The following is a 17,436-nucleotide window of genomic DNA, read 5'->3' as shown; positions in this document are numbered from 1 at the left end:
AAAGTCGTTTGTTATCTGCAGGTTACACTTCCTACTTTGCCCTTTAAACTACCTTAACATGTGCTAACGAACAGACAAATAAAATATTGAACTATAGCTATACTTTAGATTACCTTTTACCTACCTCACAGGGCACTTTAACTAAGGTTTATATATGGTTCACGTGAAAACATTATAGCTGCATTACGTTAAAGTGTCTTAGAAACAGCACCCAAACCTGAATGAAGATATACTACTGGCATGTAATACTTGCCTTGTTGATAATGGCTTCAGCTGGCTGTGCCAGAAAGAACTTCTACGCCAAAACACCTGTGGTAGAAGCTGAAGCATACCAACGTCTGAAGGACGACCCAACATCTGTAGATAGTATTAAAGTAAAGGCTGGAGCCCACTATAAGCGGGGCTTTCTGCACCGCCTCTTCTGGGGACAGCACTACCGCCCTCTCTGGTCAGCTCCAGTTACCGTTCCGGTTTTCGATATGGATACTACCTGGGGTGGCCTTAGCATTGAAAAAATTGGTGGCGGCTTTCAGACAACCAGCTTTACACTGGTAAATACTGACAATAAAACTTATGCGCTCCGGTCTGTAGACAAAGAACCCTCAGAGGTTCTGCCCAAAGTATGGCGCACAACGTTTGTTGTAAACGTTCTCCGCGATCAGATTTCGGCAATAAACCCTTATGCCGCCCTGGTTTTACCTCCTATGGCCAAAGCAGCCGCTATCCCTCATGCTACGCCTAAACTGGTATATGTGCGCCCTGACGATAGTGACTTTGGAGAGTATAAAGAAGTCGCCAGCGACAAGGTGTATCTACTGGAGGAGAAGTATAACGATGACCGCATGGTAGACGAGGTATCTGGTAATGCCACTGATATTGTAGGTAGCGGAAAGATGCTTAACCACCGCTTTGGGGAAGACGACCATTTTATAGACCAACTTGCCTTTGCTAAGGCTCGTCTGTTTGACCTACTCATACACGATTGGGACCGCCATGAGGGACAGTGGGAATGGACTGAGCACGAGCGTAACGGCAACCACTATTACCGCCCTATCCCTAAAGACCGCGATAATGCGTTTTACCGTTTCCAAGACGGGATAATCCCCTGGATTTTCAGCCGCAACTGGGCTATCCGTAAGTTTGAATCGTTTGATGAAGATTTTAATGATGTCTATGCCCTCACCATCAACTCCTCGTTCATTGACAACAGGGCGCTGTCGCAGGTAACCCGCCAGCAGTTTGATTCGCTAGCCATGGAGCTGCAGCAACATATAACTGATGAGGTGATAGAGCAGGCCGTACGCCAGTACCCCGAAGCAGTGTATGAGTTGGAGGGCAGCAGAACTAAAGAAAGGCTGGTAAGCCGACGTAACCAGTTACGCGATGCCGCTGCCGAATTCTACGAGATATTGGCCAAAGAAGCACTGGTTGTAGGCACCGATCAAGAGGATAAGTTTGAGGTAAAGCGCCTGAACCATGAGGAAACCGAGGTAACTGTTCGCCGCAAGTCTGACGACACGGTAACATACCATCGCGTGTTCAAACGATCAGAAACAAAACTGATTACACTGCACGGTTTGGCTGAAGATGACAAGTTTGAGATAAGCGGTAAGGTGAAGATAGGCATCAAAGTTAAAATTGTGGGCGGCCGTGGCGAAGACGAGATAAAGGACAGTTCAGAAGTAAGCGGCTGGGGCAAGAAAACGTGGGTGTACGACACCAAGCGTGGCACAGAAGTAGAAGGTGGTCCTGAAATAAAAGATAAGCGTACAAGCGATGTGCGTGTACATGCCTTCGACCGGGAAGGCTTTTAGTTCTTAAGTTCTTATAAGTATAATTTTGCGGCAGCACACTTTGCTCTTAAAGACTTCAAAGAGCAAAGTGTGCTGTGCAGGTAACTGTACATAAAGTAAAGGAGCACTTTAAACCTTCAGTCAAGCAAGTCTTTCTCCAACTGTAGAAGCAACACTCATTTTATTACAAGGTTAGGAACAGAAATCATTGTGCTCTATCCTGTATATACTTTCATATAGCTGCCCTTCCCAAACGCACTTCAGCTAACTCAAGCTGTACTTTACTATTTTACAGTTCTCTCAGAACATTTCTCCTGGTTCAGGAAATTGTATTAATTTAGCCGCACAACAATCTATTATACTATCAAAACCTTGCTTTAACAGCAGTCACAGCTGGTTATACAATTCTTCCATATCATCCTTTTTTTCATGAAACAAATTTTACTTCCCCTCCTGGTGTGTTTGCAGGCAGGGCAGCTTTTTGCCCAGCAACTCGAGTATCCTGTTACCAAAGAATCGGCAGTAGCAGACACATTCCATAACCAGCATGTTGTACCCGACAAGTACAGATGGCTGGAAGACCAGAATAATCCCAAAGTGTTAACTTGGGTAGAGGAGCAAAATAAATTATCGAAAAAGTACCTCACCAAGGCATCTAACCAAACCAATGCCTTTCTGGCTATAGACAAGTACTCTTACGCTAGTGCCAGCCACAACTACACCAAAGTTGGCGACTACTACTTCCGCTACTACTATTACAATAACAACGGCACGCCAGCGCTCTTCTTCAAAAAGGAGATGAGCAGTAACCCACGCCTCGATGATCTGAAGCCACTGGTAGACCCTGCGCACATCTCTGCAAAAGACAGGATATTGCTAAAGGGATTCGATGTGTCAAAAGGATCTGATTTGCTGGCCTACCAGTTCAGCCGCAATGGCAGCGATTGGGCAGAAATCAAGGTTATAGAGCTTAAGAGTGCTGTGCACCGCCCCGACCATCTCCAGCGTGTAAAGTTCTCGAACATAGCCTGGAAAGATAATGGCTTCTTCTATGCTGCCTACCCCGAAGGCAAGGCACAGAAAGTATTCTACCACCAAATAGGTACAGCCCAAAGCGAGGATAAGCTTATTTTTGAGCGAGGCAATGCGGCTGTTACATTTGATTTTATTACTACGGCAAACGAGCGCTTTTTTGTACTAACTGAGCGGAATGAGCAAACCAATGTTAAAAATTACTATTACATTGATTACCATGAAACACAGCCAACGCTCAAGCCACTCCTGACCAACATCTCTTTCGGCTTGGATATTCTGGGTAGCTACAATGGAAAGCTCATTGCCGAAACAAGCTATAAGGCAAACAATGGCCGGCTTATTGAAATAGACCCTGCCAGCCCATTTAACTGGCGTGTTATTGTGCCTGAGTTCTCAAAGGCGCTTTTGCTTGAAACTTTCCTGATGGATGACCGCTTTATTGCTACTTATCTTACCAATGGCCACCCTCTTTTAACTGTGTTTGACTACAGTGGTAAAATGCTTTACAACCTGGAGCTACCTGTAGCAACCACCATAGGCAGTTTCTCAGGCTCGCCAGATGACGACGAGGTACTTTACCGCTACTCTTCCTACACATTTCCGTCGGTGGTATACAGGTTCAACACTAAGACCTTTGAACGCACCCTTACCGACCGCACTACTGTAACCTATGACCTGGATAAGTTCGAGTATAAAGCAGTAGAATATCCTGGCAAGGACGGCACTCCTGTACCTATGACACTGGTGTATGAGAAGGGCCTGAAGTTAGATGGTACTAACCCGACCTTACTTAAAGCCTATGGCGGCTTTGGCGCCATCTCTCAGCCAAGCTTTGAGCCGGGCCTGATCCATTTTATCAAGAACGGCGGTGTATTTGCCTTTGCCTCTATTCGTGGTGGTGGAGAATTGGGTGGCCAATGGGCTGCACAAGGTCGTGGAGCCAGCAAGCAAACATCATTCGATGATTTTGTGGCTGCAGCTGAGTACCTGATAAAAACCGGCTATACCCATCCATCGAAGTTAGCTGCAACAGGAGGCTCTAATGGCGGTCTTGTAGTTGCTGCAGCAGCCGTTCAGCGTCCTGAGCTATTCAAAGCAGTAGTACCGGTTGTAGCACCACTGGATATGCTCCGCCTGGAGCGGTTCACTGTTGGGCTTTTCCATGTAGATGAGTACGGCACTGTAACCGATAGCCAAAGCTTTGAAAGGCTGCGCAGCTACTCGCCACTGCACAACATAAAGGAGGAGGTGAATTATCCTGCTATGCTCATCATGACCTCATCCAACGACGATAGGGTGCCACCGCTACACTCTTATAAGTTTGCAGCCAGGCTGCAGAACCGATCTGCCCAAACAAACCCTGTACTGCTTCGTGTTGAGGGAGGCGCAGGTCATTACGGAGCCACAGGCATTTATTCCAGTGTGCGGGAGGAAGCAGATTTATACGCTTTTGTTATGCAGTTACTCTCAGAGCAGAAATAATTTATCCTTAGACAGCTCATCTTGTTAGGGTGAGCTGTCTAAGGATAAAGTTTCTACCTGATTCATCAAGTACAGTAAAAATGAAGATCATCGATAAATTAGCTTGGATTGAGCTGAAAGACGGCAAGATTTTGAGTACGAGGAGCCGCGGTAAGAATGTATACTACATACCCGGCGGCAAGCGCGAAGCTGGTGAAACCGACCAAGAAACCTTAATGCGGGAGATTGAGGAAGAGCTAAGTATCAGGCTAATTCCGGACTCGATTGAGTACGTAGAAACTTTTCAGGCGCAGGCACATGGTCACGCCGAAGGTATAGAAGTAAAAATGCAGTGCTACAGTGCCAGGTACAAGGGCACCATCAAAGCAGCCTCCGAGATAGAAGAAGTTGTGTGGCTGCAGTATGCTGACAGAGACAAAGTATCACCTGTAGATAAGATCATCTTTGACTGGCTGAGAAACAAAGGCCTCCTGTCGTAGCCAGAGAGCTAAAAAGCAGAAGCCCCGCCCCTGTTGTAATGAAACGGAGGCGGGGCTTTTATATAAGGTAGTATCTTGTTTACTACTGCTTTTTAATTATAGTAGATGAGGCCTGTGCAGTTGGCAGGACTAATACCTCAGCCAAATTCACGTGTGCGGGACGCGTTACAATAAAGCTTATGAGCTCGGCTATGTCTTGTGCCTGTAGTGGCTCATAACCTTGATATACTGTAGCAGCGCGCTCCTTATCCCCTTTGAAACGCACTTCTGAGAACTCCGTCTCCACCGCCCCCGGATTTACTTCTGACACTTTGATGCCTTGCTGTACCAGGTCTATACGCATTGCTTTAGAAAGAGCATCTACAGCATGCTTTGAAGCACAGTACACGTTCCCGTTAGGGTATACTTCTTTACCAGCAATAGAACCTACGTTTACTATATGGCCTCTGCCCTGCTGCATAAACGGCAGCACAGCCTTTGTTACATACAGCAGTCCTTTCACATTGATGTCAATCATGGCATCCCAATCTTCCAAGGCCCCTTCCTGCACAGGTGCAAGGCCATGGGCATTACCCGCATTATTGATCAACACCTCTATGTTACGCCATTCCTGAGGTAAAGAGGCGATTGCCTGTAGTACGGCTTCTTTATTGCGCACATCAAAAGTTAAGGGATACACGCTCTCTTCGCCTAGTTTTTGCTGCAGTTCCTGCAAACGCTCTAAACGGCGACCAGCAGCGATAATGCGATACCCTTTGCTGGCCAACTCCAAGGCAGTGGCAAGGCCAATACCTGAGGTGGCTCCGGTAACAAATGCAATTTTGGTCATTTGGTTATTCAAAGAAGAATATGAGTGAAACGTTGTGGTGTGTTAGCTTTTCTATATACCCACTGTATTGGCTAGTAGCTAGAGGCTTGTGTTGGTTCAGCAACCCATGCGAGAAACGCAGTTCAGGAGCAAATTTAAAGTATGGATAGAAGATATCTATACCTATACCATACTCCAGTGCCAAATCAAACTGCTCAACCTCCAGCATGGTTTCTGTTTTTGCTCCGTTATTTCCCTTGCCAAGATCGATACCCGGCTTAACACCTGCTACAATGTATGGCCTGTAGTTAGAACGGCGCTTTGATTTATACTTCAGTAACACCGGCAACTCAACCATCGTGTTGCTAACGGTCTCCAGCATCACCTCCTCTGTTTCTACACCTTGCACTGCTACATTCTTAAATTCAAGCGTGCGGCCATAAAAGCCTACGCCAGGTACAAAACGGGCATCCAGATATTCAGCAAGGCGCACGTTCAGCACTAAACCCGTATAAAAGCCAATCTCATTCTTTGAATTTATAGCAAAGTTTTCATCCCGGGAGGCTTGACTAGCATAATCTGGTGAATGCACAACATTATACTTTGTAAGTGGCACTGCCAGGTAAAAACCATAGTGCACTGGTCTATCATCGTAGCCAGGCTTGTTCAATGCCTTTACTTTTTGTTGCGCCTCTGCCGCGCCACCTATCAACAGAAAGAGTGCAAGCAGGCTACTAAAGGCTACTTTTTGCCTATGTAGATGGAGCTTATTCCAAATGTGAGTGAATGCCATTTCGTGCTTCTAAATCCAACCTTTTGGTAAATTTTAAGAAAATCCTGCCCGTCTGGGAAAGCCTGCACCGACTCTGGTAGGTACGTATAGGCAGCATTGTCCTTAGAAACGATTTTACCTACCACTGGTAGTATATTCTTGAAATAAAATTGATAGAGCTGTTTCATCGGGAAGCTGCGTGGCTTAGAGAACTCCAGTACAACAGCAGTGCCACCTGGTCTAAGCACCCGATGCATCTCGGCCAAACCTTTTTCCAGGTTCTCAAAGTTTCTAACACCAAAGGCCACTGTTATGGCATCAAAGGAATTATCACCAAAAGGCAGGTTCTCCGAGTCACCGTATTTCAACTCGATCTTATTCGTCAAGCCACGCTTCGCCAGCTTCTCACGTCCTACGGCTAACATGCCCTCTGAGATGTCTACTCCTGTTATTTTATCCGGATATAGACGAAGCGTTTCAATAGCAAAGTCGGCGGTGCCAGTGGCTATGTCCAGCACTTGTTTGGGTTTCTCAGGAGCTAGTAAGCTTACTGCCTTTTTTCTCCAGATAATATCGATGCCAGCACTCAGAAAGTGGTTCAGGAAATCATACTTGCCAGCAATGTTATTGAACATTGTGGCTACCTGAGACTTTTTGTCTTCGTTCTGGTCTTTGTAAGGTACTACCGCCATGGGTTGGAATGAATTGTGTAACGGGGGCAAAAATACTCTACCTACAACTATTATCCGCAGAATATGTTCCGAAATATAAAAAAAGCAGGCCGGACATGTGCCCGGCCTGCTTCTGGAGTATAGTTCTTTTGGCACTTAGGCCATATTCTCTAATTACTGCACTTCCTGGTTTCTCTGCAGCTCTTCGCGAGGAAGCACTCTGAAGATAGTTCTGCGGTTCAGCTGCATGTTATCAGCAGAAGTATTTGGTACTGCCGGTCTGCTCTCACCGTAAGTTACGGTTACCATACGCTTCGCAGAGATGCCTTTGCTTACCAGATAATCGAAGGCAGCATCAGCACGGTTCTGGCCCAGCGTCATGTTATAAGAGTCGCTGGCACGAGAGTCAGTGTGACCTTCAATGCTGATGTTAAGCGTTGGGTTAGCCTTCATGATTTCAGCAATACGATCCAGCTCCTGGATTGCCTCAGGGCGCAGGTCATACTTGTCTGTAGCAAAGTAGATGTTCTCCATCTTTACAGAAGCAGGTGTTGCTGCATCAGGAGTAAGCTTAGCAATCCGTGCTACTGTAGTATCTTCTAATGTTACAAAGAAGTCTTTTCTGATAGTAGTTGTGTCATCCAGCACAACTGGTACTTCAAACTCCTGCGTTTCCAATACTTCACCATCCAGCGACAACTGCACTTGATAGTTACGGCCAGACAGCATTGTTACGTTATAAGTAGCTGAGTCTGGCTTGCTCACATCACGGTAAGAGATCGGACGCTTATCAGCCTGCAGACCATTGAAAACAAGCTCCACACCTGGCAGTGCCAGTGTACTGTCTCCCTGCACCAATACACGACCTTTAACAGTTGCGTTCTTGATGTAGTTGATAGTGTAAATATCCTTCTCGCCGTAGCCACCAATGCGGTAAGACGATAAGTAAGCGTAGCTTCCATCTGGAGCCAAGCGGTAATAAGTATCATCGTCTGGCGTGTTAATCGGAGAGCCAAGGTTCTCCGGACGACCCCAACGACGTGCTACAGAGTCATATTTAGCGGCAAAGATGTCGTATCCGCCCATGCTGCTATGGCCGCGTGAAGCGAAAAACAGCGTACCATCGCTAGCCAGGTAAGGGCTATCCTCATCAAACTTAGAGTTGATGGTTCTGCCTAGGCTTTTAGGGTTACCCCAAGAGCCGTTCTTGTTACGCTGTAGCATGTAGATGTCCAGGTCACCATTCTCTGAGAAGTGGCTTGTTGAGTAAAACAGCGTGCTCCCGTCAGGTGTAATGTAAGCGTCAGACTCGAAATCGCGTGTGTTTACTTTGTCACTGATGCTCTTTGGCGCACCCCAGCTTCCATCAGGCTGACGCTCTGATACCATAATATCACCGTTGTTGATAGATTGGTACAGCAACAGTTTAGTATCGTTGTCAAAAAGCTGGATTGAAGCATCGTGGCCGGCGCTGTTCAGGGCACCTGGCACAGGGCGTGGCTTCTCCCAAGAGTCTTCGCCTGTACGGTTAGTCTCAAAAATATCCTCAAAGAACTCGCCGTCCTGAGCCGCCTTCTCTCCTGTTGTAGCTTCAGAGCGAGAAGTGAACAGCAGGTAATTATAGTCAGACGAGATAACCGGACTGTGCTCTGAATACGCAGTATTCACATCACCACCCAGGTTTTTCACGAATACGTCTTTCGGGTTAGCAACCTCACGCTTCGCATTCTTAGCGTACTGAATCAGCTGAGCTACTTCCTCTTTACGCTCAATGTTACGCTTGTTGATGGTTTTTTGGTAGCTCTGGAAGTGCTCAATAGCATTGTCAAAGCGGTAGTTGATATGGTCCGCACGGCCCAACCAGTACTCCAGCTCTTTATCCAGGTTTGGCTTTAGCTGATGCGCACGGTTCAGGAAATCACCTGCCTTCTCTTTATCAAAGGTAAGGTAGCTGATACCAGCAAAGTAAAGTGCTTTGGCATTATTAGGGTCAGCGGCCAAGACTTGGTCGTAGTAAGGCAACGCAGCGCGGTAGTTTTCCTTTTTAAAAAACTTGTTGGCTGTCCGCATTTGTTTTCTGGTGCTTTGCGCTGAGGCAGAGGTCGTGACCATAAGGCCAGCCATAGCCAACAGCAGGGCTCCCCGTGAGAACGATTTGGCTAAATTGTTAATCATGTGTAAAGGGGTTGGTTATACTTTCCTAACTTTTGTGGTGATGAGTAAAATTTTCGGTACGGCGCATATTTTTCAGAAACAGGCATACCTCCTCAAGCACCTATACGAGATATATAAATTTTAGTATATGCTTAATTTAATATTCCTCCCAAAGCTTCTGACCTCATACGACTTTAACTGGCAAAAAGGTTAAAAACTATGCAGTAGCCTTTAAAGCGAAAAAGGCTCAATTATAAAGTTACTCACATAGAATTGAAACATCAGCAAATATATACAATATATTATATTAACAAGCGATATTTTTCCTTGATGCTGAATTAGCTCTTGCTGAAAAAAAGACTGCCTCTCCTCCCGAGGTGCCTCTATGCTAGATAATGTTATACCATTTTGTTCGTTCTGTTGATAAGTGGTTCAGGTACCCCTTCTACTATGGGGCAGAATTAATTTGCTACCTTTGAGGTTCTAGTAAAAGCAATCTGGTAAAGAGACGGCACCAAGTATATCTCTTCCGTAAAATATAAGCGGAGACTAAACAAGCACAAAACCACAAATAGCAAAGAAGCATGGTTATAAAGGAAGCAAAATTTTTGATGAGCAATACCAAGGTGGAGGCATGCCCTGCACCTAACAGGCCTGAGTATGCCTTTATCGGGCGCTCTAACGTAGGCAAGTCCTCGCTCATCAATATGCTGACAGAGCAAAAAAAACTGGCTAAAACCTCGGCACAGCCAGGCAAAACACAGCTCATTAACCACTTCCTCATTAATGATGAGTGGTACCTGGTTGACCTTCCGGGGTACGGCTACGCAAAAGTTAGCAAAAGCTCCCGCGATGAGTGGCGCCGCATGATTAACTTTTACCTGCAAAAGCGCGAAAACCTTACCTGCGTTTTTGTATTGATAGATAGCCGGCATGACCCCATGAAACAGGACCTTGATTTTATCAATTACCTTGGAACCATGGGGGTGCCTTTTGTACTTGTATTTACAAAGCTGGACAAACAATCGGCTATAAAAACTGACTCAACCATAGCCGCCTGGAAGCGTAAACTGCGTGAAACATGGGAAGAGCTGCCTCAAATGTTCCGGACATCCTCAGAAAAGCAGATTGGCCGCGACGAGATCCTTAACTTTATAGAAGAGGTGAACGCACAGATGCAGAATCAGTCTTAACCGGACAGAGGGACACATTTGAAAAGTGCAGTTGATACCCGTGAATGTAGGAAATTTTAAATGTTTACCTTTATGAGAATTAGAATTCCATTTTTCTTTATTTTATTTGCCTTTGCGGCGATAACGGCAAATGCCCAAAGCAACGATACGAAAGCAGCCCAAGCCAAAACTGAAGAAAGTTACTGGACGCCTAGCAAAGTCATCCCGGTAGCTTCTTACTACGAAGGAGGCCAGGAGGCTATGTATAAAGCCATCTATGAGGAGCTGAGCTATCCGCAGCTGGCCAAGCGCAACCGTGTGCAAGGTGAGTGCATTGTTAGCTTCACTATAAACCCTGATGGGTCAACATCAAACTTTAAGGTGTTGCGCACTGCTGGTGCAGGCACCGGCGAGGAAGCTTTACGGGTAGCCAAGCTACTTAAGTTTAACTCTCCAGGCTTTGGGGTGGATGCCAGTATCCCGATTATGTTTAGATTATAAATAAAAACAGACATACCTTACTATGCCTATTGATTTAAGACAAATTGCAGCAGTTTCTGGCCAGAGCGGCCTTTTTCGTGTAGTAAAACCAACACGCACTGGTGTAATTATGGAGAGCCTGGAGGAGAGCCCAAAGACAATGGTAGCACAAGCACGCCACCGTATGTCCCTGCTTGACGAGATCTCGATTTATACTACAGATGAAGAAGGCACTGTGCCGCTAGCCGAGGTTTTTGACCGCATCAACGAAAAGTATGGTGAGGATCTTCCTTTGGGAGATAAGCCAGACAACGAGGACTACAAAAACTTTATTTCAGACGTGTTGCCTAACTACGACGAAGACCGTGTGTATGTATCAGACATGAAGAAGCTGGTTAACTGGTATTCTATCGTGAAAAAGTACGTTGGTTTTTCAGAAGCCGGCAAGTCCGAATCAGAGGCAGAAGGCAAAGACTCTGAGAAAGAGTCAGAGAATGAAGCTTAAACAAAAAGCCCTCCCCCTGCGGAGGGCTTTTTGTTTGCAGCCACACCGCATCAACTTTTGATGTACATTTACGTTGCCTTATACTTACAGCATAGCCTGTAAAAGCAATCTTCTTTTACCCTTATGCCTTACTCACCAGCCATACTTTCAGGTACAACAAATCACCTGCAGCGGATATTTGAAGTAGATAACCTGCCATCTTCAGATTTGGAGGCCCTGGAGTTTAAGCTTGCGCATATTGTTCAGCAGCTGCTCCGGCACGATTTTAACCGTCTGCTGCACATTCTCTACCGCATCGATGTAGATGAGCGCAAGGTAAAAGAAGCCATGATAGATGCCGATGAGGAAATTATAGCCCTTCGTATTGCCCGGCTCATACTTAAAAGAGAGATACAGAAAACAGAGATTCGGCTACGCTACAGTGGCTGATGCTATACCTTCAGCTCAGCATACCTACTTTCGAATCCTAAAGTATACTCACACCACAAGACTTTAGCCTGCTACTAAAGTATACTGCAAGAGCTAGGGAGGATGTAAGTAACAGCATAAAAAAGGCAGAAAGTCTAGATATGCTTTCTGCCTTTGTAATCTTGTTTCTAGTTCAATTCCAAATTTGTGAGCTTGTGCTTAGTGTACTTCTACTTCTGCTTTTAGATACTCTTCTACTTTATTCACCATCTCGGTAGAACCGATGAATAGTGGGCAACGCTGATGTAATTCTGTTGGCACCAGCTCCATAATGCGCTGAGAACCGTTAGTGGCCTTACCGCCTGCCTGTTCTACAATAAAGGCTAGGGCATTACATTCATACATCAGGCGCAGCTTTCCGTTAGGTGATTTAGCTGTTGGTGGATACATGTAAATACCACCCTTCAGCAGGTTACGGTGAAAATCTGCCACCAGTGAGCCAATGTAACGGGCAGAGTAATTGTTTTCTTTGCAGTAGTTAACATACTGCTTCACACCATCCGGAAACGAGTTAAAACTACCCTCATTAATTGAGTAGATAGAGCCTGTTTTAGGAGTGCAGATGTTTGGGTGAGAGAGGAAGAATTCGCCTAGCGTCATGTCGTAGGTAAAGCCGTTTACGCCATTACCTGTTGTGTAAACCAGCATGGTAGAAGAGCCATAAATCACATAGCCTGCTCCTACCTGTCTTACACCGCTTTGCAGGCAGTCTTCCATGGTGCCATCACAGCCTTGGTCAGACAGGCGGCGGTAGATAGAGAAGATGGTACCAATCGACACGTTCACATCGATATTGGAAGAGCCATCCAGAGGGTCAATAGCTACAATGTACTTGCCCTTGGTGTTGCCCGTCTGGATTACGCCGTCTTCTTCCTCCGAAACAATGGTACAAACCTCTCCCCCATTGCGCAAGGCCCGTATAAAGCGGATGTTGGCAATAACGTCCAGCTTTTGCTGGTCCTCGCCTTGCACGTTCTGCTGACCATAGGCGCCGGTTACATCCAGCAGACCTGCACGGTTTATTTCGCGGTTTACGATTTTGGCCGCAAGCGCTATGTCGCGCAGTAGCTGAGACAGCTCCCCTGTGGCATAAGGGAAGTCCTCCTGCTTTCTCATGATAAACCTGTCTAGCGTAGTGCCTACAGGCAGTCCGAGTTTGTCGTTCATAAATCAAAATTTAACTATATAGTTTAATATACGAAAATATTATAACTAGGCAATATTTAGATAAGACCTAGCTTTACAGTTTATGAGTTCAGACAGGATTAAAATATTCAAGTTCGGGGGCGCCTCCGTTAAAAGCGCCGAGTCTTTCCGCAACCTTGCACACATCGTTAAGACGAAAGGTGGTGAGCGCCAGCTCCTGCTGGTGGTGTCGGCAATGGGCAAAACCACTAACGCCTTGGAAGCTCTACTCGGACAGGCCTACCACCAGCAGCACTTTGACGCTGACTTCCAGCAGCTAAAGCATTATCACCTGCAAATACTGTATGAGCTGATACCACAACAGGAACACCCAGCCACACAAAGGCTGGAGCAACTTTTCGAACTGCTGTACACACAGCTGTCTGGGATTACCCAAAATGATAATTTTGATAAGGTATACGACCAAACGGTGAGTTTTGGCGAACTTTTTTCGTCTTCCATTTTGCATTATTTCCTAACAGAACAAGACGTTTATAACACACTGGTAGACAGCAGGAAGTATATCCAAACAGATACCAACTGGCGTGAAGCCAAGGTAGATTGGGCCTGGAGCGAACGCTTGATCAGGCGCGATGTGCCAGCGTTACTGCAGGAAGGGCTGGTGGTAACGCAGGGCTTCTTGGGGGGCACAAACAACGGCCTTACCACTACTTTGGGCCGCGAAGGCTCCGACTTTAGTGCCGCCATTTTTGCCTACTGCCTCGATGCCGGAAGTATGTATATCTGGAAAGATGTGGATGGGCTGTTGAACGCCGATCCGAAGCATTTTCCTGACACCGTACGCTACCCAGAGATTTCATACCAGGAGACCGTGGAGATGGCTTATTATGGTGCCTCCGTTATCCATCCTAAAACCATAAAGCCACTCGCTAACAAGCGCATCCCGCTTTACGTCAAGTCTTTTATCAACCCAGAGGGAGAAGGCTCTAGGATTTGCGACTGCCGCTTTGAGGTAATTGCACCTGCTTATATCATCAAAGAGAAGCAATGCCTGCTATCCTTCGGGGTAAAGGACTTTACTTTTATCTCGGAGAAAAACCTGGGCACCATCTTTAATGCACTGTCGGAGCTGCGGATAAAGATCAACCTGATGCAGAACTCTGCTATCTCCTTTTCTATCTGCACCGATTATAACGAAGACCGCCTGCATCGCCTTATCCAGACGCTGCAAGATCAGTTTGTGATACACTACAACACTGATCTTAAGCTGTATACCGTCAAAAACTACGATGCAGCAAGTATAAGCCGCATTATTGAAGGAAAGCAAATCCTGTTAGAACAGCGCACACGCACTACCTTTCAGATTGTGAGCCGCTAGCTTCGCCTATACTAGTAGGACGCTTTTTGTAGAGAAGTGCAAGTTGGAGTTCAGGATAGGATAGATCATTTAACGATTTTTTAACTCCGTAACTTTTGATGTTTCTAGTTATGCCTTACCTTTGCAGGAACTATTCCTAAATAAGAATCATTCTTAACTAGAATATGCAAAACCTGACCCGAGACGAATTACGACAGCGCCTGTTAACGTGCGGCCTTAAGGCCACGCACCAGCGCATTGTTGTGTTCGAAGCGGTAGCAGCATTACACGGGCACCACCCCACTGCTGAAGATGTGTATCAGCACCTAAAGCCAGCTAACCCCACGATTTCGCTGGGTACAGTTTACAAAACGCTGGACACTTTTGCCGAAACAGGCTTGATCCGGCGCGTGCTTTCAGAGGAGGGCAGCAAGCGCTATGACGGGAATACTTTAGTGCATAGCCACATCTATTGCAGTAAAACTAAGGAGATAGTTGACTTCGAGGACCCGGAGCTTGACCAGTTGTTGATAGAGTTCTTCAGTAAGAGAAACCTGGAGAACTTCGATATCAAAGGATTCTCGGTACAGCTCTCAGGTAATAAGGTGGATCCCGAAAAACAAATAAGCATCACACGAGTTTCAAAATAGATTTATTAAAAACCAAAAACCAATAACAAATGGCAGTATTAGTAGGTAAAAAAGCACCTTCGTTCAAGACAATGGCCGTTGAAAACGGTGAGTTTGTAGAAGACTTTTCATTAGAGCAGTACATTGGCAAGAAGCACGTAATTTTCTATTTTTACCCAATGGACTTCACTTTTGTGTGCCCAACTGAGATCATCGCTTTCCAAGACAGAATGGAAGAGTTTGAGCGCAAAGGTGTAGCTGTAGTAGGTTGCTCTACTGACACGCACTTCTCTCACTTCGCATGGTTGAACACTCCGCGTGAGCAGGGTGGTATCGAAGGCGTAAACTACCCACTTGTAGCTGACGCTGCAAAAACTATTGCACAGAACTACGACGTTCTGGCTGGTCACTATGAGTATAACGAAGAAGGTGAAGTTACTTTTGTAGGTGAGCCTGTTGCTTACCGTGGTCTGTTCCTGATCGACAAAGAAGGTGTTGTTCGTCACCAAGTAGTGAACGACCTGCCACTTGGCCGCTCTATCGACGAAGCACTACGTATGGTAGATGCTCTGCAGTATTTCGAGGAGAAAGGCGAGGTTTGCCCAGCTAACTGGTCAGAAGGTCAGGAAGGTATGCAAGCTACTAAAGAAGGTGTATCTAACTACCTTTCTAAAAACGCAGCTCACTAAGAAGTTACTTCTTAAGCATATAACAAAAACGCCCCTGCAAATGCAGGGGCGTTTTTGTTATTATAAGTTGTTGTTATCAAATCGTTTACCTGATAATTCACTATTTTTTATACATGAATAATTTATAATCTTGATGTATGAAAAATGTGCTCCTGTTGCTCACCTTCTGCTGTGCCACACTACATGCTAGGGCTCAGACCAGGCATACCATTAATTTAGAGCTGTTGGGTAAGAACATAGTGGGCCCCGCTGTACTGTATGAGCGAAATCCTAACGCTGATAAAAAACTGAGCCTGCACTATGGAGCAGGTATAGGCACTGCATATGGCCAGGATGCTGAATGGCACCCTTCGCTACCTTTGTTCGTTGGTGCAAACTTGGGCCGCAGCAACAACAAGTTTGAGCTTGGTTTGGCCGGTTTTCTCTCTACAAGAGATTACTTCGACACCAGGGTTGAGGAGTGTTACGGCTGCATGGACTCGGAATATGAATCTATGATTGTTCCCTTCACCCTGTACCTTGGCTTTAAGCATTATCCGGAGGATGGAGAGGGGCTGTTCTTTCACATCAACACACAACCTATCCTGATTACGAATTCTTTTATACCTATTCTGCCATGGATAGGAGCCGGTATTGGGTATAGCTTAAAGAAGCAGTAATTCGAGCAAAGCTACACCTTCTGCAAAAGCATGGTTAGGATGCGCGGTATAGTTGTCCGGTCATTTTCGTCGAAGTATTCGTTCAGGTCTACCAAACTTAGGCCGTACCGCTTTGCTGCCTGCACGAAGTCTGACACGTGGTGGGTATAGCACTCCACCTCCTGCCTCCCCTCCTCGGTATCGAAACGGGCTTTGGTTCCGGTATACTGCTTAAAAGGGTGCAACTCACCAATGTAGACGTGCCCGCCGTGGTTTAGCACCGCAGCCACCTGCTTAAAAGTATGATCCAGATCTGAGATGTGCTCCAGCACCAGGCTAAAGCTTACCAGGTCGTAAGGCTGCGTTGCAAAGCTCCAGACCTGGGTAATATCAGCCTGCACAAACTCGGCCTTGTTTGAGCTTACCTTCTTCCTTGCCCGCTCCAGCATCTCCTCCGAAAGGTCTACGGCAGTAACATGCATTGCCTTCCGTACCAGCCACTCGGTGTTCTTACCTGTGCCGCAGCCAACCTCGAGGCAAGTCTCAAAATTTATACTTGCCAGCGTGGTGCGCAGGGCCACGGCCTCTAAGTCGCGGGTTCTGTTCTTGTTGGTGTCGTACTGTGGGGCCCAACTGTTATAGGCTTGTTGTATGCTCATAGCTCTTTCAACATCCAGATATTACAGGCATAGTGGCCAGAGTTACCGAGTGCATGTGGCAAAGGCCTGAAGCCTGCTTTTTCATACATTGATACGGCTCTTGCCAGTTCAGGAAACGACTCTAAGTATAACTGCTTATAGCCAAGCGTCTTGGCTGCTTCTATACTTTGCTGCAACAGTTTATTTCCGATACCCTTGCCTCGGGCATTGGCAGCAAGGTAAAACTTTACCAGCTCGGCACATCCCTCCGGCAAACCTTCTGTCGGATAAACGCCGCAGCCGCCTACTATTACACCATTCTCTTCTGCAACAAAATAGGTGCTGCCAGGGTGCTGGAACAGCTGATACAAAGCATCAGTGGTAGGGTCGGTATACACCGTACCGGGTTTATCGATCTTGAACTCCCGGAAAACCTGCCGGATCAGCGTTGCCAGCGGCTCGTTGTCGGATGCTTGAATAGGACGAATGTTGAGGGGCATAAGGTTCTTATACTTTGAAG

General features: G+C 46.2%; 18 protein-coding genes. 11 read left to right on the top strand and 7 right to left on the bottom strand.

The features are described from left to right. Positions 1 to 221: 221 nt before the first annotated feature. From PKOR_RS10330 to PKOR_RS10320, 3 genes are all read left to right on the top strand, one after another. Positions 222 to 1,814 carry a hypothetical protein gene (locus PKOR_RS10330; protein ID WP_046310577.1) on the top strand — a complete coding sequence of 531 codons (1,593 nt, stop codon included), beginning with the start codon at positions 222 to 224 and terminating at the stop codon, positions 1,812 to 1,814. 408 nt (positions 1,815 to 2,222) lie between these two features. After that, a complete protein-coding gene (locus PKOR_RS10325; protein WP_046310575.1) occupies positions 2,223 to 4,310 on the top strand; it encodes a prolyl oligopeptidase family serine peptidase in 2,088 nt (695 codons plus the stop codon). Between the two features lie 80 nt (positions 4,311 to 4,390). Beyond that, positions 4,391 to 4,789, top strand: coding sequence for an NUDIX hydrolase (locus tag PKOR_RS10320; protein WP_046310573.1), 399 nt, complete (start codon positions 4,391 to 4,393; stop codon positions 4,787 to 4,789). A gap of 82 nt (positions 4,790 to 4,871) precedes the next feature. On the opposite strand, the gene PKOR_RS10315 is transcribed toward PKOR_RS10320, so the two are convergent. From PKOR_RS10315 to PKOR_RS10300, 4 genes are all read right to left on the bottom strand, one after another. Further along, positions 4,872 to 5,618, bottom strand: coding sequence for an SDR family NAD(P)-dependent oxidoreductase (locus PKOR_RS10315; protein ID WP_046310571.1), 747 nt, complete (start codon positions 5,616 to 5,618; stop codon positions 4,872 to 4,874). Positions 5,619 to 5,622: 4 nt separating this feature from the next. Continuing rightward, on the bottom strand, positions 5,623 to 6,390 hold the full coding sequence (gene porT, locus PKOR_RS10310; protein ID WP_052738802.1) for a type IX secretion/gliding motility protein PorT/SprT: 768 nt from the start codon (positions 6,388 to 6,390) through the stop codon (positions 5,623 to 5,625). Next, positions 6,339 to 7,061, bottom strand: coding sequence for a bifunctional demethylmenaquinone methyltransferase/2-methoxy-6-polyprenyl-1,4-benzoquinol methylase UbiE (ubiE, locus tag PKOR_RS10305; protein WP_046310568.1), 723 nt, complete (start codon positions 7,059 to 7,061; stop codon positions 6,339 to 6,341). The genes porT and ubiE overlap by 52 nt, the downstream gene beginning before the upstream one ends. 153 nt (positions 7,062 to 7,214) lie before the next feature. Continuing rightward, complete coding sequence (locus tag PKOR_RS10300; protein WP_200897436.1) at positions 7,215 to 9,215, bottom strand: OmpA family protein; 2,001 nt, start codon at positions 9,213 to 9,215, stop codon at positions 7,215 to 7,217. A 563-nt stretch (positions 9,216 to 9,778) separates the two neighbouring features. Between PKOR_RS10300 and yihA the strand changes: the two genes are divergently transcribed. The 4 genes from yihA (at position 9,779) to PKOR_RS23450 (ending at position 11,780) form a co-directional block, all read left to right on the top strand. After that, positions 9,779 to 10,387, top strand: coding sequence for a ribosome biogenesis GTP-binding protein YihA/YsxC (yihA, locus tag PKOR_RS10295; RefSeq protein WP_046310566.1), 609 nt, complete (start codon positions 9,779 to 9,781; stop codon positions 10,385 to 10,387). Positions 10,388 to 10,459: 72 nt separating this feature from the next. After that, on the top strand, positions 10,460 to 10,867 hold the full coding sequence (locus PKOR_RS10290) for an energy transducer TonB (protein WP_046314354.1): 408 nt from the start codon (positions 10,460 to 10,462) through the stop codon (positions 10,865 to 10,867). Positions 10,868 to 10,889: 22 nt separating this feature from the next. Then, positions 10,890 to 11,351 carry a DUF5606 family protein gene (locus PKOR_RS10285; protein ID WP_046310564.1) on the top strand — a complete coding sequence of 154 codons (462 nt, stop codon included), beginning with the start codon at positions 10,890 to 10,892 and terminating at the stop codon, positions 11,349 to 11,351. A 123-nt stretch (positions 11,352 to 11,474) separates the two neighbouring features. Continuing rightward, positions 11,475 to 11,780: a hypothetical protein gene (locus tag PKOR_RS23450; protein WP_052738801.1), complete on the top strand. Its 306-nt coding sequence runs from the start codon at positions 11,475 to 11,477 to the stop codon at positions 11,778 to 11,780. Positions 11,781 to 11,978: 198 nt separating this feature from the next. Here the strand turns inward: PKOR_RS23450 and fbp are convergent, their stop codons facing one another. Then, a complete protein-coding gene (gene fbp / locus PKOR_RS10275; protein WP_046310563.1) occupies positions 11,979 to 12,986 on the bottom strand; it encodes a class 1 fructose-bisphosphatase in 1,008 nt (335 codons plus the stop codon). Positions 12,987 to 13,068: 82 nt separating this feature from the next. On the opposite strand from fbp, the gene PKOR_RS10270 reads away from it, so the two are divergent. The 4 genes from PKOR_RS10270 to PKOR_RS10255 all read left to right on the top strand — a co-directional run bounded on the left by PKOR_RS10270 (position 13,069) and on the right by PKOR_RS10255 (position 16,299). Further along, entirely contained in the window at positions 13,069 to 14,343 is a 1,275-nt protein-coding gene (locus PKOR_RS10270; protein WP_084694756.1) for an aspartate kinase, read from the top strand. 164 nt (positions 14,344 to 14,507) lie between these two features. Then, positions 14,508 to 14,972, top strand: a complete 465-nt coding sequence (locus tag PKOR_RS10265) for a Fur family transcriptional regulator (protein ID WP_046310561.1) — start codon at positions 14,508 to 14,510, stop codon at positions 14,970 to 14,972. A gap of 29 nt (positions 14,973 to 15,001) precedes the next feature. After that, entirely contained in the window at positions 15,002 to 15,640 is a 639-nt protein-coding gene (locus tag PKOR_RS10260; RefSeq protein ID WP_046310559.1) for a peroxiredoxin, read from the top strand. 137 nt (positions 15,641 to 15,777) lie between these two features. Then, positions 15,778 to 16,299 (top strand): hypothetical protein, encoded by a 522-nt coding sequence (locus PKOR_RS10255; RefSeq protein ID WP_046310558.1) that lies wholly within the window; start codon positions 15,778 to 15,780, stop codon positions 16,297 to 16,299. A gap of 11 nt (positions 16,300 to 16,310) precedes the next feature. On the opposite strand, the gene PKOR_RS10250 is transcribed toward PKOR_RS10255, so the two are convergent. Further along, positions 16,311 to 16,937: a class I SAM-dependent methyltransferase gene (locus PKOR_RS10250; RefSeq protein WP_046310557.1), complete on the bottom strand. Its 627-nt coding sequence runs from the start codon at positions 16,935 to 16,937 to the stop codon at positions 16,311 to 16,313. Next, a complete protein-coding gene (locus PKOR_RS10245; RefSeq protein WP_046310555.1) occupies positions 16,934 to 17,416 on the bottom strand; it encodes a GNAT family N-acetyltransferase in 483 nt (160 codons plus the stop codon). Before PKOR_RS10245 ends, PKOR_RS10250 begins: the two co-directional genes overlap by 4 nt. Positions 17,417 to 17,436 lie beyond the last annotated feature (20 nt).

Origin of the sequence: Pontibacter korlensis (assembly GCF_000973725.1) — a bacterium.
Classification (GTDB): domain Bacteria; phylum Bacteroidota; class Bacteroidia; order Cytophagales; family Hymenobacteraceae; genus Pontibacter; species Pontibacter korlensis.
Note: the sequence above shows the minus strand (reverse complement) of the source record. Positions and strands in the feature narration are given on the sequence as shown.

What these genes read in the sequence shown, in the direction of transcription:
- PKOR_RS10330 (WP_046310577.1), top strand. Translation starts at nt 222, where the DNA reads ATGAAGATATACTACTGGCATGTAATACTTGCCTTGTTGATAATGGCT.
- PKOR_RS10325 (WP_046310575.1), top strand. Translation starts at nt 2,223, where the DNA reads ATGAAACAAATTTTACTTCCCCTCCTGGTGTGTTTGCAGGCAGGGCAG.
- PKOR_RS10320 (WP_046310573.1), top strand. Translation starts at nt 4,391, where the DNA reads ATGAAGATCATCGATAAATTAGCTTGGATTGAGCTGAAAGACGGCAAG.
- PKOR_RS10315 (WP_046310571.1), bottom strand. Translation starts at nt 5,618, where the DNA reads ATGACCAAAATTGCATTTGTTACCGGAGCCACCTCAGGTATTGGCCTT.
- porT (WP_052738802.1), bottom strand. Translation starts at nt 6,390, where the DNA reads ATGGCATTCACTCACATTTGGAATAAGCTCCATCTACATAGGCAAAAA.
- ubiE (WP_046310568.1), bottom strand. Translation starts at nt 7,061, where the DNA reads ATGGCGGTAGTACCTTACAAAGACCAGAACGAAGACAAAAAGTCTCAG.
- PKOR_RS10300 (WP_200897436.1), bottom strand. Translation starts at nt 9,215, where the DNA reads ATGATTAACAATTTAGCCAAATCGTTCTCACGGGGAGCCCTGCTGTTG.
- yihA (WP_046310566.1), top strand. Translation starts at nt 9,779, where the DNA reads ATGGTTATAAAGGAAGCAAAATTTTTGATGAGCAATACCAAGGTGGAG.
- PKOR_RS10290 (WP_046314354.1), top strand. Translation starts at nt 10,460, where the DNA reads ATGAGAATTAGAATTCCATTTTTCTTTATTTTATTTGCCTTTGCGGCG.
- PKOR_RS10285 (WP_046310564.1), top strand. Translation starts at nt 10,890, where the DNA reads ATGCCTATTGATTTAAGACAAATTGCAGCAGTTTCTGGCCAGAGCGGC.
- PKOR_RS23450 (WP_052738801.1), top strand. Translation starts at nt 11,475, where the DNA reads ATGCCTTACTCACCAGCCATACTTTCAGGTACAACAAATCACCTGCAG.
- fbp (WP_046310563.1), bottom strand. Translation starts at nt 12,986, where the DNA reads ATGAACGACAAACTCGGACTGCCTGTAGGCACTACGCTAGACAGGTTT.
- PKOR_RS10270 (WP_084694756.1), top strand. Translation starts at nt 13,069, where the DNA reads ATGAGTTCAGACAGGATTAAAATATTCAAGTTCGGGGGCGCCTCCGTT.
- PKOR_RS10265 (WP_046310561.1), top strand. Translation starts at nt 14,508, where the DNA reads ATGCAAAACCTGACCCGAGACGAATTACGACAGCGCCTGTTAACGTGC.
- PKOR_RS10260 (WP_046310559.1), top strand. Translation starts at nt 15,002, where the DNA reads ATGGCAGTATTAGTAGGTAAAAAAGCACCTTCGTTCAAGACAATGGCC.
- PKOR_RS10255 (WP_046310558.1), top strand. Translation starts at nt 15,778, where the DNA reads ATGAAAAATGTGCTCCTGTTGCTCACCTTCTGCTGTGCCACACTACAT.
- PKOR_RS10250 (WP_046310557.1), bottom strand. Translation starts at nt 16,937, where the DNA reads ATGAGCATACAACAAGCCTATAACAGTTGGGCCCCACAGTACGACACC.
- PKOR_RS10245 (WP_046310555.1), bottom strand. Translation starts at nt 17,416, where the DNA reads ATGCCCCTCAACATTCGTCCTATTCAAGCATCCGACAACGAGCCGCTG.